This window comes from Caballeronia sp. A2-2, assembly GCF_057612605.2.
Genome location: NZ_CM172588.1, coordinates 692,411 through 705,904, shown reverse-complemented (window position 1 = coordinate 705,904; position 13,494 = coordinate 692,411). Strand labels below are relative to the sequence as shown.

Here is a 13,494-nt window from a genome sequence, read left to right as displayed (position 1 = left end):
TCAGAGCGCAAGCCGGCCCGCAAGAAAATCGAGAAACGCACGCGAACGTGCGGCCATCGATTCGCTTTGGTAGTACACCGCGCTGATTGGCTGGCGAACATCGGCCAGCACATCGTCGAGCACGGTACGCAGGCGTCCTGCGCGCACATCGGCGGCGGTCATGAAATCGGCCAGACATGCGATGCCGCCGCCATCGAGCGCGAGTTGCCGGATCGTCTCGCCGCTCGATGCGCTCACCGCCGGTTCGATTCGCACGAACTCTGCGCCCGAGCCTCGCAGCGGCCAGTCGTTCAGGCTTTCGGGCGCGGTGAAGCCGATCAGCCGCGCGCGCAGCAGTTCATCGATATCGCGCGGTTCGCCTTGCTCAGCGAGATACGCGGGACTCGCGAGCACGCGCAGACGGCTGCTGCCGAGCGTGCGCGCGTGCAGCGTGGAATCCTGCAGCGCGCCGATGCGAATGGCGATATCCACGCGCTGTTCCAGCAAGTCGACGATCCGCTCGTTGCTCGTCAGTTCCAGCGTGATCTCTGGATAAAGCGATGCAAACGCCTTCACCTCCGGCACGATGCAATGAAGCATGAACGGCGATGCCGCATCCACTCGCAAACGGCCGGACGGACGCTCGCGGCGGCGCGAGATGGCTTCTTCGGCGTCGTCCATCGCGGCCAAGATTGCGCGGGCGCGAGCGAGGAACAGTTCGCCCTCTTCGGTCAATTGCAGACGGCGCGTGGTGCGACGTACCAGCGTGACGCCGAGCTTGTGTTCGAGGCGCGTCAACGTGCGGCTCACGCCGGAAACCGTCTGAGTAAGCGCTTCGGCGGCGGCGGTCATCGAACCGCTATCGATCACGGTGACGAACACGCGCAGTTCGTCGGTGTTGGTCTTCATCGCCTCATTGTTGATTCGGAGTCAAATTTCATTTGAGACTATCACGCTTTTTGCGAAAGTCGAAGCGGTCCATACTGCGTGCATCGTTGAACATTTTTGAGGGAAAGCATGAAGATCTTCATTACGGGCGCGGGTGGGTTTATCGGCGGGTCGATCGCGGCGGGGCTCGTGCGCGACGGGCACGCGGTGCGCGGGCTGATTCGTCGCGAAGAACAAAGCGATGATTTGAAGCAGCTTGGTATCGAGCCGGTCATCGGCAGTCTGGACGATGCCGAACTCCTCGTTCGCGAAGCGCGCGCGGCGGATGCGGTCATCAACGCCGCCAGCAGCGATCATCGCGGCGCGGTCGAAGCGTTGATCGGCGCGCTCGAAGGTTCGAACAAGCCGTTCCTGCATACGAGCGGTTCGAGCATCGTCGGGGACGCGTCGGGCGGCGAAGCGACGGACAAGATCTACACCGAGGACACGCTGCCGGAACCCACGCCCGACAAGGCGGCGCGTGTGGCCATCGACAATCTCGTGCTGGGTGCGGCGGCGCGCGGCGTGCGTTCGGCCGTGCTGTGCAACACGCTGATCTACGGGCACGGCGCGGTGCCAAGCACGGCGAGCGTGCAGTTGCCGCGTCTGGAGCGGCAGGCGAAGCAAAGCGGCATCGTCCGGCATGTCGGGCGCGGGCTGAACATCTGGTCGAACGTGCATATCGACGACGTGGTGGACGTCTATCGACGCGCGCTCGACAAGACGCCTGCGGGCACGTTCTACTTCATCGAAAGCGGCGAGGCGCAATTCCGCGACATGACCACGGCGATGGCCAAAGCGCTCAAGCTGCGCGGCCCGGAAGACTGGCCGCTCAAGGACGCTGAAAAGGAATGGGGCTACGAAATGGCTAACTACGGTCTGGGTTCGAACAGCCGCGTGCGCGGTGCGCGGGCGCGGGCGCTGCTCGGCTGGAAGCCTGAGCACACATCGGTCATCGACTGGATCGCAAGCGAGTAAAAAAAGTGGAACTGGCTTGACCAGTTCCACGTTTCGCTTATTTCAACGCGCCAGCAAAGGCTTCGATGTCCGCCTGCTTCATGCCTGCCTTGACCGCTGCTTCGCGAATCTGACGCCACGTCGTGGCATCGACCGGAACGCCATTCGCGCCCCGTTCCGCGCGACGCGCTTCTTCCGGCTCGCCCGGCGCGTGGATCGCATCGACGCCTTCCGCGCGCGGCGATGCCTTCATCCATTCGAGGAACGCTTCGGCTTCGGCCTGCGCGGCGGGCGCATCGAAGGCGTTCGGATCGAGGATCACCGAAGTCATGCAGTTGATGATCGCGTTCGACGTTTCCAGCGTTTTTTCGTGCGTCGTATAGCCGCCCGACAGCGCTCCGCCGAAAATCTCGCACAGCGCGGCAAGCCCCGAACCCTTGTGCAGACCGAACGCGGTCAGCGTGCCGAACGGCTCCTCGTGCATGACCTTCGGCTCGACAGTCGGCCGGCCTTCGTGATCGAGCAGCATGCCCGGCGCGACCTGCACGCCCTTGTTGTACGCCACGCGCGTCTTTCCATAAGCGATGCCCGCCGTCGCGAAATCCAGCACCAGCGGCTTCTTCCCGTCACGCGGATACGCCGCGCAAAACGGATTCGTGCCGAAACGACGGTCGATGCCGCCATAGGGCGCCACCAGCGGATCGCCCGCGACATTCACGAAGTGGAACGACACGAGCCCCGCCTTCGCGCACTGTTCCGCCCAATGCCCGATGCGTCCGATGTGATGCGCATCGCGCAGGCCGACCGCGCACACGCCGAGCTTTTTCGCGCGCTCGATGCCGTGCTCCATCGCTTCATACGCGACCACCTGACCGAAGCCCTTGCGGCCATCGATGCTCAGCACCGCGCCCGCATCGCGGACGATTTCGGCGTGCGTGTTCAGCTTGAGCTGGCCATCGCCGAGCGACGCCATGTAGCGCGGAATCATGCCGACGCCGTGTGAATCGTGACCCGACAGGTTCGACATCACGAGATGGTCCGCCACGAGTTCGGCCTCGCGCGGCGCGCTGCCCGCGTGTTCCCAGATGGCGCGAACGTAGGCGTGCAGCGTGTCGGCCGCGATGCGCGGTTCGTCGGCGGACTTTCGGATTTCGTTCATGCGGCTTTCATCTCCTGGTTATAGACGTGCGCGCGTGGCCACCACGCGCCGGGCCTGACACTTTACCGCCGATCAACTGGCCTGACCAGTTGCTTTTTAGAAGGCGCTGAATACGTTCGACAAAAAGCCCGCGCGCGGCGGGCTTCCTGAAAACGCCTCACGTGAAGCTAAGAATCAAGGCGCAGAAGCCACCACTTCGGCTACAGCCGCGGTCAGTTTCTTCGCATAAGGCACGTCGAGAAACTCGTTCGGACCATGCGCGTTCGACTTCGGCCCGAGCACGCCGCACACCATGAATTGCGAGCGCGGGAAGCCTTCCTTCAGCGTGTTCATCAAGGGAATCGTGCCGCCTTGTCCCATGAACGCGACGTCCGCGCCAAAGTGCCGTTTCGATGCATCGTTCATCGACGATGCCAGCCACGGCGCGAGGTCCGGCGCGCTCCAACCGGTCGCCGCGCCCGCTTCCGGCTTGAAGGTGACGCGTGCGTTGTAGGGCGGATCGAATTCCAGCAGCGATTTCAGACGCGCGACCGCTTCCGTCGCTTCGACGAGCGGCGGCAGACGCAGCGACAGCTTGAACGCGGTGCGCGGCGCGAGCACGTTGCCCGCATCGGCGAGTGCGGGCAGGCCGGATGCGCCCGTTACGGTAAGCGACGGCCGCCACGTCGAGTTGATCAACGCTTCCTGTGGATCGGTTGTTGTCGGAAGCACACTGCCGCCGTCCTGACCGCACGCCCACGGCAGCTTTTTCCAGACGTCGTCGCCGAGAATGCCGGCCGTGGCTTCGGCTTCGCGCAGACGTTGCAAGGGAATCGGGCAGTGAAAATCCTTCGGCAGCAGATTGCCGGTAGCCGCGTCTTCGAGCCGTTCGAACAGTTGCCGCATGATGCGGAAAGTCGATGGCGCGATGCCGCCATAACCACCCGAATGCAGCCCTTCGTCAAGCACCTGGATTTCGAGATCGCCCGAAACGAGTCCGCGCAGCGATGTCGTCAACCAAAGCTGATCGTAATTGCCCGCGCCCGAATCCAGACAGATGACGAGGCCGACATCGCCGAGACGGTCGCGCAAGGCGTCGATATACGGCAGCAAATCGTAACTGCCCGATTCCTCGCACGTCTCGATGACGCCGACGCAGCGCGGCCGCTCCACGCCCTGCGCATCGAGCGCCGCCAGCGCGGTAATGCTCGAATACGTCGCGTAACCGTCGTCGGCGCCGCCGCGTCCGTAGAGCTTTCCCGCTTCCATTTTCGGCGTCCACGGACCGAGGTCGTTGCGCCAGCCTTCGAATTCCGGCTGCTTGTCCAGATGGCCGTAGAGCACGACTGTTTCCGTACTGCCCGAACGCGTCGCGGGCGTTTCGAAGAAAATCACGGGCGTGCGGTTCGGCAAGCGCACGATCTCTACCTTCAGGCCGCGCACCCGTTGCGTTTTGATCCAGTCGACCGCATCCGTCACCACGCGTTCGATGAAACCATTGCGCGCCCAATCGGCATCGAACATGGGGCTTTTGGCGGGAACCGCGATGTAATCCGTCAGCGCGGGCACGATCTCGTCGTTCCATTTGCGATCGACGAATTCGCGCAAGGCGGCGGAATCGAGCTTGACCGCTTCCTGATTGTGGGAGCTTTCGGCGGGTGTCATGGCGAGGTCCGTGCGTAGAGACAAACCTCCATCATAGACGGGTTTCGTGGCTGTCTCGACTGGCCTCGGACCGTGCTGGCCAGATTTTTCCGATGCGAAACGCGCCGTCCGCAGGGAAACTATTTCTTCAGACGTTAAGCGTCATTTTGTGTTCGATATCGTCACGCGGGACACAGCCGGGTCCGCATCGATGGCCTGATCCGTGAACGGGAAACGCTGCCAGTGCTTCGCGGCGAACGCGCGGGTGGCATCGCCCGAATGCGGCGATGCGGGATCGTCGGATTCGGAGTGCGAAAGCAGCGTGTCCGCCTCGATCGCGCCCGTGCCCGCGCCGAAACTCACGACTTGCACGTAGCTGTCGCCCTGCCCGGCCGGTTCCATCGGATAACCCTTCGCGTCCAGCGGACGGCGCGCGCATGCCACCGTGAAATAACCCTGCTCGTCGCAGCCGCCGAACAGCGGCACGCGCGCACCGTTGCGCGTGGTGTAGAGAATGTCGCCGCGTCGCGAATCCAGCGCGAAGCCGTTCAGCGAAAGCGCAAGCGCCGCCCCGCCGAGCGCCTGCCGCAAATCCTGCACGACACCCGGATTGTCGATGTTGAAGCCCGAAGGCGTCGCGAGCGGCTTGTCGGCGTCGAAACTCGACGTGTAGAGGCGTTCGGGCGCGATCTTGGTCACGCGGTTCCAGAACTCGTCCCACAGATTTGCGCCGCGCGAATCGATGTCCGAATTGCCGTCCCAGTTGCGCAGGACCGCGCAGGCATCGCGCAGTGTGTTTTGAGCGTCGTTGACGGCGCATACGGCGTCGAGCAAGGGCTTGCGGAACAGGCGCTCCGACATCGAGCCGGTTTCGAGCACCGCGCCCTCCACCGCGTCACGCGTGATGCCGCCCTGCATGCGTTGCAACCGCGCGGCCAGCAGATGCCCGTAGCGCGTGCGCAGCGATTGCTCGACCCGCGTCGCGCCCGCGATGCGCGGATAGCCCGTCATCGGCGCATTGGCGTTGGTGAGCCAGTAGCTGTCGTTGAAGTTGCCGACGTAATCACCGCGCACGGCGGAGGGCATCTGATCGGCGGGAAGCGCGCCGGGTTGGGCGCTGGCGGGATCGACGCGCCATGCGCACGCGCTCTTGGATCCATCGAGAAACGGCACGCCGGGCGCGCGGCTCGCGAAGGCGCGGCCGGCGGGCGTCGTGCAAGTGTCGGCGAGTGCGTCGGGCACGTCGGGCATCGCGCCGATATCGGCGAAGTACACGCGCGCGTCGTCGCGGCCGATGGCGAAGGTGTTGACCCACGGCATCGCGACGTAGCGCTTCTGGATCGCCATGAAATCCGCCAGCGAGCGCGCCTGATTCCACGCGAAGAAGTTCTGGAACGAGCGCACGTTGTCCGCGTTGACGTCGCGCAGCGCGTAGGCGCGGGCGGGCGTCCAGGCGAGCGCGGGCGACATCGCCGAAAGATCGAGCAGCGGGCCGTAGCGCGTGCGATAGAGCGTGCGCGTGACGGGTTCCACGCTGCCATCCGCGCGGCGGGCGCGCACGGTGAGCGGCACGGGCGTCATCGCCTCGCTTTGGCCATCGACGAGATAGCGCGTGGGGTTCGCTGGATCGAGCGTCAACTGGAAGATGCCGAAGCGCCGCGCGCTCGACACCGTATGCGTCCACGCGACGTTCTCGTTGAAGCCGAGCACGATGAGCGGCACGCCGAGAAACGACACGCCCGCCACGTTCAGTTGACCCGGAATCGTCAGTTGTGCCTGATAGAAACGGTCCGGCCCGCGCCAGAACCAATGCGGATTGCCGAACAGGATGCTGCGTTGATCGCGCGTGACCGGCGCGCCGAACGCGAGCGCATTGCTGCCGATGCCCGCGCTATCGCCAATCGAAAACTTTAACGCGCTGACTTCCGCCGATGCCGGTGCGTTCTCGCTACGCGGTGTCGCGCCCGGCTGTGGCGGTTGCGCCGTGGCGATCGGCTGCACGAAGCGCGCCGAACCGCCCGCCAGATTCGCGGCGATCAGGCGGCGATAAATATCGTCCGCGTTGATGGGCGTGACCCACGGCTTGCCGCGACAAGCCGCATGCGCGTTCGGGAAATCGCCCGCGCCGAGGTCTGTGAGATAGCGGTCGTAACCGGCTGCGAAACCATCGATCAGCGCGCGCAGTTCCGGTGTCTGTGCCGCGCGGTATCGCTCGACGGCGGCCTGGTCGTCGACGAAGCGGAAGAAGAAATCGGCATCGAGATTGCGCGGTGCGCCGAAGGTGGCGGGCGCGGTTGGCCGGGCATCCGCGCCGAAATACAGCGCGCGTTCGCCGCGATACGTGACGAAGCCATCCGCGAGCGTGCAGAGATTGTCCTGCGCCTGCGCGTAGCCGTAGCCATAGCCCAGACCGCCCCAGTTGGCCGCGCGAATGTGCGGAATGCCGTCTTGAGTGCGGCGGATGTCGGCGCTGTACGCGGCGCTCGCGCCCGCGCCGTTTTGCGCTGTCGCGCCGGACTGATCCGGCGACGCGGCGCATCCGGCCAATAACGCGCATAACGCGCCTGCGAGCGCTCCCAGCACGGCAAGCCTGACGGTCTGCTTCATCGAGAGAATCCCCGGGTCCGGTCGATGTAATTCGAATGATGCACTGCTCGTGGAGTATCGCATCGGTCGGGGCCGGAGCGCCGCCAAAATCTAGACAGTCGTGCGGAGACTGGGTTTTGTCGGGTCATTCCGGCAGGACGGCGAGCCGGGCGCTATGCTGGTGTCCCCTTTCACAACATCAAAGGAGCTCAAACAATGTCACTCACGATGTATCGCGCGTCGGTTCCGGTCTTCGTCCGCGGACTCGAAGTGTGTTCCGATTTGCTGGACAAAGCCGCCACGTACGCCGAGGAGAAAGGCATCCCCGAAGCCGAGGTGATCGGCACGCGCCTCGCGCCCGACATGCTGCCGCTCGCCGCGCAGATTCAGCGCGCGAGCGACACCTCCAAGCTTTCCGCGCAACGTCTGTGCGGCATCGAGGCCCCGCGTTTCGAGGACAACGAGAACAGCTTTCGCACGTTGCAGGAGCGCATCGCGAAGACGGTGGCGTATTTGCGCGGACTGCCGGAAAGCAGCTTCGCCGACAGCGACGTGCAGACCGTGACGATGAAGTTCCCGGGCTTCGAGCCGTCGTTCTCGGGCGTGGATTATCTGTTGGGCTTCGGTCTGCCGAACTTCTATTTCCACGTCGTGACGACGCACGACATCCTGCGTCATATCGGCGTGCCGATCGGCAAGCGCGACTATCTCGGTCCGCTCAAATAAGCTCGGAAATCTCGATGAGGTTGTAGTCGGGATCGCGCACGTAGACCGAACGAAGTTTGTGCGTCGCGCCCGTGCGTTCGACCGGTCCTTCGATGATCGGTACGTTCATCTTTGCCAGCCGCTCGATGACTTCATCGAGCGGCACGGCGGCGATGAAACACAGATCGAGCGCGCCCGGCGCAGGAATATGCGCCTTCGGCTCGTATTCCTTGCCGCGAATGTGGACGTTAATTTTCTGATTGCCGAAGCGGAACGCCATGCGGCCATCGCCGAAGGTTTCCAGCTTCATTTGCAGGACATCGACGTAGAAGCGTTGCGTGGCTTCGACGTCGACGCAGGTAAGGACGAGGTGGTCGAGGTGGTCGATCAGGGGCATGCCGGGCTCCGTTGGGGCGGGGTCTTTATAGCGTACAGGAGCGGCGAGGAAAGGTGCGCCGGAGTGCTTGAAAAGCATACGCAATTTGCGTATGGTCCCATGCAAGCGCTGGCAAGACTACTCGATCACGAACTACGAAAAAGGAGCGCGAAATGAAAAAACGAAATCTCTTCAACGAACTCGTCGAAGGTTTCGAAGCGCTTTCGGATGAACGCGCCGGAAAGGTGACGCTTCGGCGAATCACACCTGAACCGCTCGCACCCGTGGAGATCACCGCCGAAGAGATTCGCGGCGTCCGGGAATTCGCGCATGTCTCTCAGGCCGTGATGGCGCTTCGGCTGCGCGTGAATCTGCGCACGTGGCAGAACTGGGAACAGGGAAAGGCCAAGCCGAACGCGCAGGCTGCAATGCTCATTCGGCTCGTGGAAAAGCATCCCGAAACGCTCGCGATGCTCGAGTCGCTCTAAAGGCGCGTCAGGTCTTCCGCGCCTCGATCTGCTTCCGCCACCCCGCGAGAATCCGCCGCGCGAGGGCATCGTAATCGCCGCCGAAATGGTGATCGCCCGGCAGCTTCACCACTTCGATGCCCGTCTTGGTGAGCGTCGGGCACAGCGTGTCCTCTTCCTTCTCACCGTAGATGCACTGAACCATCGCGGGCGGCAGGCGAGTCAATTCCGGCCGCACCTTGAGCGCTTTGTCGCTTGCCGGCATGCCGAGCCAGCCTGTCACGCGAATCTGAAAATCCGCCGAGGGCGAGAAACCCATCAGCGAGATATACGACACTTGCTCGCGCACATCGTCGGGCAGACGGTTATAGGCAAATGGCATGACATCCGCGCCAAACGAGTAGCCGAGCAGCGCGACGTGGCTCGTATGCCAGTGTGCGTTGTACGCGCGGATCACGCGCGCGAGGTCGCTTGCGGTCTGCTGCGGCGACTTCTCGCTCCAAAAGTAACGCAGCGAATCGATGCCCACCACGGACACGCCATCGTGCTGAAGCGCGAGCGCCATCGTCTTGTCGAGATCGCGCCAGCCGCCATCGCCGGAAATAACGATGGCGAGCAGATCGGTCGGCTGCGCGGCGCGCAATTCGATCAGCGGCAGGTCGGAGACATCGGTATCGCCCGCGCCTTGCGTTTTCTTCGGATGCTGTGCCGTCGCCACGGGTTCGACCGCTTTCTTCAGATGCGGCGCGGTCAGCGAGACGAGCGCGTTCACCTTCGAATCATCGGGCGGAAGAATGGCTTCGCGCTCCATGAACCCCGCGAAACCCTTCGCGTGGATGATGGTCGCGTCCGGCGGACAGGGATTGAAACGTGCGTCGAGCATCGGGTCTGCGGCGAGCGTCACCGCGCCCGCGACCGTGTTGTCCGGCGCTTGCTTGAGCGCGGATTCGGCAAGGATCGCGCCCTGCCCGCTGCCGGCGAGAATCGGCGAATAGTAGTGGTTCGCCTGCACGGTGCGTTCGAGCTGATGGCTCATGTTCTCCGCATCGCCGACGAGGTTGTGACACGCCTTCTCCGACTTGTCCTTGACGAGACGCTTGGCGTAAGTCGGCGTGTCCACGCCGATGACCATCGCGCCCTTCGCGGCGAGTGCATCGGCGGCTTGCTGATCGACCGCGTTCCAGCCGCGCTGCTCCGAATACAGCACGACGAAGCCGGTCATGTCGCCGACCGGCCGCGTGAGTTGCACTTGTCCGTAACGTCCGCCGGGAATCGTTTCCGCTGCCTGCGCGGTGGAAAACGCGGCGAACGCGGCCAGCGCCGTCGCCAAAAAGGTCTTGCTCGAGAATTTCATGAACGCCAGCCGCCCGCCAACAGCGAGAGATCCGCCAAAGTGAAAAATACGCCAACCGAACCGGATGCCGCGAGATAACGCGGTTCCCAGCGCGGCTGGAACTTGCTTTTGAAACCGCGCAATCCGCGGAAGTTGTAGAAGCGTCCGCCGAAGCGCCACACCAGCCCGGCCAATCGATGCCAATGCGAGGCAAGCGGCGTCGGTTCCATGCCCGACAGCGGCGCAATGCCCAGCGACAGCGACTTGAACCCCGCTTCCTTCAGATGCAGCGCGAGCTTGGTAAAGAGATATTCCATCGCATACGGCGATGCATTGGCGATATGGCGCATCACGCCGACCGTCGCCTCGGTGTTCATATCGGTCGTCATGAACGTGACGAACGCGACCGGCGCGCCCTGCTGACGCACCAGCAACACGGATTGCGCCGCGAGATATTCCTCGTTGAAAGCCGCCACCGAAAAGCTCTTTTCGCGCGCGGAACGGCTGTCGAGCCAGTCATCGGAGATCGCGCGCAGCATCGGCAGACTTTCCGCGATGCGTTCTTGCCCGATCACTTCGGTGTCGAAGCCATCGCGCTCGCCGCGCTTGAGTGCATAACGCAGATGCGCGCGATGCGAGCCCTTCAGATCGAATTCGGACAGTGCCACGTGCGCTTCCTCGCCGAGCTTCATCAGCGTGAGACCGGCGTCGAGATAGAGCGGCAATGCGTCGGCGCGGACTTGATAGAACGCGGCGCGGCCACTGTGCTTGTGCGCCATTTCGACGAACTGACGGATCAGCCCCGCCCATTCCTCGCGCGGGCCGACCGGATCATGCAGCGCAGCCCACGTGCGGCCATGCTTGGCATACATCAGAAACGCGCCGCGCGATTCCGAGAACAGGAAACTCTTGTCGCCCATCATCGCGAGGCCGGCGTCGCTGCGTTCTTGTGCGCGGAAGATGCGCGCGGCATCGGCGAGATCTTGCGGCGCGGGTTTCACGAAGCGGCCCGCCGCAGGACGCAGCAATTGCCAGAGCGCGAAGGCGGAGGCGAACACGCCCGCCGCGAGCGTCGCGCGCAGCGCACGCGGGGCGCGCTCGTCGAAGGCGAATTGCCACCACAGGTCGCTGTTGTAGGCGACATCGCGGAAAGCGTAGAACATGATCCACGTCGCGACGGCCATCACCATGCCGATGGAGAACAGCCACGTCGCGGTGAAGCGCTCGGCGAACAGCGACGAGCGGCGGTTGAAGCGTTCGCGTGTCGCGATCAGCAGGCCGACGAGAAACGCCAGTACGCCCACTTCGACGAACGCGAGACCTTTTGCCAGCGACAACACGAGATTCAGCAGCGCCAGCGCGAGCGCGAACCACCACGCGGCGTCGAGGCGGCGCATCAGGCCGCGCGCGACGAACAGCAGCAACACGCCGAACACGGAGCCGAGCAATTGCGAGCTTTCCAGCACCCACAGCGGCACGATGGTCTGCAACAGCGCGATACGCATCTTGAACGCGGGCGTGGCGCCTGAGATCACGAGCATGGAGCCTGCCGCGAACGCGACGATCGACAGAAACACGGGGGCGAGCTGCGACACGTGATGCTTCTTCGGAAACGCGATCCGCCCTTTCAGCGCGCGGCCTTCGAACACGGCCATCACGCCCGCGGAGAGGATCAGCGGCAAGCCGAAGTAGATCGCGCGATACGCGAGCAGCGCGGCCAGCACGTCGGGCGTGTGCGCACTGCGGCCGAGCGCGAAGACCATGGCGGCATCGAAGACGCCGACGCCGCCGGGCGTGTGGCCGATCATGCCGAGCAGCATCGCCGCCGAAAACACCGTCATGAATTCGCCGAAGCCGACGTGCGCGGCGGGCAGCAGCGCCCACAGCGCGAGGCCCGCGCCGAATACATCGATGACGGCGAGCGCAGTTTGCGCGACGAAATCGCGGCGCGCGGGAATGGTGAACGCAAGCCACGTCCAGCGCGATTGCAGCGTGCGCGCCTCGCGTCCGCAGACGATCAGCATCGCCGCGAACACGGCCAGCAGCGAAGCACCGATGATCTGCAACGCAAGCGGCGGCAGGCGCATCATGCCTGCAAGCGTATCGGCCGAGAACGTCATGCCGACCGCCGTCATGAAGGCGAGCGACAGCGCGAGCGTCACGCCCGTGAAAATCGAGAGCCGTCCGACCTGCGCGGGCGTGACGTCCGCCGCACCGTACACGCGGCAGCGCACTGCCCCGCCCGTCAGCGCGCCGAAGCCGGTCACGTTGCCGAGCGCCGAGCCGACCGTCGCGCCGACCCACAACAGCGCGCGCGGCACTTTCGCGCCGATGTGGCGAAGACCGACCGCATCGCGCCCGACCAGCGCGGCGAAACTCAGCGCGGTCGCCCCGAGCGCGGCGGCCCAGGCGGCGGGCGTCATTTCGCGCAGCGCGTGCACCACGGATTTGTAATCGACCGCGCGCGACAGATGTTCGAACACGAGAAGCAAGAGCGCGCCGACGAGCACCGTCAGCGCGGGCGCGGCGAGACGCCGGAAATCGAAATCGCCCGGAACGCGTCCGAGCTTGAGGACGGTGCGAAGCGAAGCGGACAACTGTTTGCGAGACATGCGTTCTCTGAAACTTCCACGCGCTGCGACCGGAAACGAAACTTGCGGTGACAGCGCTAATCGTTGTGAGGGGGACAAATTTGCCCCGCCATGGGAGCGCTTTTTTCAACTCCTGCCGCTTGGCGCCTGCCATACAAATGGCTTTAGCGCATGAAACGCCTGTATAACGGCAGCGGTTGACGTGGCTTGACTAATATTGGGACGAGCGTGCATCGAAAGGATGACATTCGGCCCGATGCGGCTTCGAATCGTGTCTGTAAGGCTCGACGCGGCTTTACGGGTCATCTGTCAGACGGGTAGGATCGACCGGTTTTCCTCCATGTCCGCGTTTCGAAAGCAGCGGTTTCGATCCGGGCGCAAGATTAAGCGAATACTGCAAATAAGAGCATCGGAAATATGAGAAAAAATGTTGCAATGGGGCTGACGACCGGTTTCGCGGTCTGCGCGATGACTTTGACGGGGTGTATTTCGACCGATGACTCACTGCTCAAGACGGTGCCGGTCGGTTCGGGCACGTCCGTGCTGAAACCGTACGATTTCGTCGAGTGCGTGAAAAAGGCATGGACGCCGATGGACGCCCACGTCCGGCTGTATTCGCTGAGTTCGGATACCCAGGCCGTGTCGATTCCGAGCAAGGGCGTGGCCAGCGCCTCGGTCGTGCTGGCGGTCGCGCAGCAGTCGGCCAACGGCACCGGCTACACGATTTACGGGGATGTCGCGGTGGCGAGCCGCTACGTCGCGGCCACGCACACCTGCGATTGAAGTCAGGC

The 13,494-nt window shown here is 63.9% G+C and carries 11 protein-coding genes; 4 read left to right on the top strand and 7 right to left on the bottom strand.

Annotated features, from left to right (window positions below):
• Positions 1–888, bottom strand: a complete 888-nt coding sequence (locus ACZCWR_RS19565; RefSeq protein WP_487304634.1) for a LysR substrate-binding domain-containing protein — start codon at positions 886–888, stop codon at positions 1–3.
• Between the two features lie 108 nt (positions 889–996).
• Here ACZCWR_RS19565 and ACZCWR_RS19560 point away from each other — a divergent pair, with 108 nt between their 5' ends.
• Complete coding sequence (locus ACZCWR_RS19560; RefSeq protein WP_487304633.1) at positions 997–1,884, top strand: NAD-dependent epimerase/dehydratase family protein; 888 nt, start codon at positions 997–999, stop codon at positions 1,882–1,884.
• 37 nt (positions 1,885–1,921) lie between these two features.
• Here ACZCWR_RS19560 and ACZCWR_RS19555 read toward each other — a convergent pair whose 3' ends face one another.
• The 3 genes from ACZCWR_RS19555 to ACZCWR_RS19545 form a co-directional block, all read right to left on the bottom strand.
• Complete coding sequence (locus tag ACZCWR_RS19555) at positions 1,922–3,022, bottom strand: malate/lactate/ureidoglycolate dehydrogenase (protein ID WP_487304632.1); 1,101 nt, start codon at positions 3,020–3,022, stop codon at positions 1,922–1,924.
• Between the two features lie 174 nt (positions 3,023–3,196).
• Positions 3,197–4,666 (bottom strand): M20/M25/M40 family metallo-hydrolase, encoded by a 1,470-nt coding sequence (locus ACZCWR_RS19550; protein ID WP_487304631.1) that lies wholly within the window; start codon positions 4,664–4,666, stop codon positions 3,197–3,199.
• A gap of 141 nt (positions 4,667–4,807) precedes the next feature.
• Positions 4,808–7,252 carry a penicillin acylase family protein gene (locus tag ACZCWR_RS19545; RefSeq protein ID WP_487304630.1) on the bottom strand — a complete coding sequence of 815 codons (2,445 nt, stop codon included), beginning with the start codon at positions 7,250–7,252 and terminating at the stop codon, positions 4,808–4,810.
• Positions 7,253–7,447: 195 nt separating this feature from the next.
• Here ACZCWR_RS19545 and ACZCWR_RS19540 point away from each other — a divergent pair, with 195 nt between their 5' ends.
• The gene (locus ACZCWR_RS19540) at positions 7,448–7,957 is read left to right on the top strand and encodes a DUF1993 domain-containing protein (protein ID WP_487304629.1); all 510 of its coding nucleotides are present in this window, start codon (positions 7,448–7,450) and stop codon (positions 7,955–7,957) included.
• Here the strand turns inward: ACZCWR_RS19540 and ACZCWR_RS19535 are convergent.
• Positions 7,950–8,333, bottom strand: a complete 384-nt coding sequence (locus ACZCWR_RS19535) for a VOC family protein (RefSeq protein WP_487304628.1) — start codon at positions 8,331–8,333, stop codon at positions 7,950–7,952. The genes ACZCWR_RS19540 and ACZCWR_RS19535 overlap by 8 nt on opposite strands.
• 152 nt (positions 8,334–8,485) lie before the next feature.
• Between ACZCWR_RS19535 and ACZCWR_RS19530 the strand changes: the two genes are divergently transcribed.
• Positions 8,486–8,800: a helix-turn-helix domain-containing protein gene (locus ACZCWR_RS19530; protein ID WP_487304627.1), complete on the top strand. Its 315-nt coding sequence runs from the start codon at positions 8,486–8,488 to the stop codon at positions 8,798–8,800.
• 7 nt (positions 8,801–8,807) lie between these two features.
• On the opposite strand, the gene ACZCWR_RS19525 is transcribed toward ACZCWR_RS19530, so the two are convergent.
• Positions 8,808–10,133 (bottom strand): virulence factor family protein, encoded by a 1,326-nt coding sequence (locus ACZCWR_RS19525; RefSeq protein WP_487304626.1) that lies wholly within the window; start codon positions 10,131–10,133, stop codon positions 8,808–8,810.
• On the bottom strand, positions 10,130–12,724 hold the full coding sequence (mprF, locus tag ACZCWR_RS19520; protein WP_487304625.1) for a bifunctional lysylphosphatidylglycerol flippase/synthetase MprF: 2,595 nt from the start codon (positions 12,722–12,724) through the stop codon (positions 10,130–10,132). Before mprF ends, ACZCWR_RS19525 begins: the two co-directional genes overlap by 4 nt.
• Positions 12,725–13,120: 396 nt before the next feature.
• On the opposite strand from mprF, the gene ACZCWR_RS19515 reads away from it, so the two are divergent.
• The gene (locus tag ACZCWR_RS19515; protein ID WP_487304624.1) at positions 13,121–13,486 is read left to right on the top strand and encodes a hypothetical protein; all 366 of its coding nucleotides are present in this window, start codon (positions 13,121–13,123) and stop codon (positions 13,484–13,486) included.
• Positions 13,487–13,494 lie beyond the last annotated feature (8 nt).

Coding starts and splice junctions, on each gene's coding strand:
- ACZCWR_RS19565 (WP_487304634.1), bottom strand. CDS start 888: ATGAAGACCAACACCGACGAACTGCGCGTGTTCGTCACCGTGATCGAT.
- ACZCWR_RS19560 (WP_487304633.1), top strand. CDS start 997: ATGAAGATCTTCATTACGGGCGCGGGTGGGTTTATCGGCGGGTCGATC.
- ACZCWR_RS19555 (WP_487304632.1), bottom strand. CDS start 3,022: ATGAACGAAATCCGAAAGTCCGCCGACGAACCGCGCATCGCGGCCGAC.
- ACZCWR_RS19550 (WP_487304631.1), bottom strand. CDS start 4,666: ATGACACCCGCCGAAAGCTCCCACAATCAGGAAGCGGTCAAGCTCGAT.
- ACZCWR_RS19545 (WP_487304630.1), bottom strand. CDS start 7,252: ATGAAGCAGACCGTCAGGCTTGCCGTGCTGGGAGCGCTCGCAGGCGCG.
- ACZCWR_RS19540 (WP_487304629.1), top strand. CDS start 7,448: ATGTCACTCACGATGTATCGCGCGTCGGTTCCGGTCTTCGTCCGCGGA.
- ACZCWR_RS19535 (WP_487304628.1), bottom strand. CDS start 8,333: ATGCCCCTGATCGACCACCTCGACCACCTCGTCCTTACCTGCGTCGAC.
- ACZCWR_RS19530 (WP_487304627.1), top strand. CDS start 8,486: ATGAAAAAACGAAATCTCTTCAACGAACTCGTCGAAGGTTTCGAAGCG.
- ACZCWR_RS19525 (WP_487304626.1), bottom strand. CDS start 10,133: ATGAAATTCTCGAGCAAGACCTTTTTGGCGACGGCGCTGGCCGCGTTC.
- mprF (WP_487304625.1), bottom strand. CDS start 12,724: ATGTCTCGCAAACAGTTGTCCGCTTCGCTTCGCACCGTCCTCAAGCTC.
- ACZCWR_RS19515 (WP_487304624.1), top strand. CDS start 13,121: ATGAGAAAAAATGTTGCAATGGGGCTGACGACCGGTTTCGCGGTCTGC.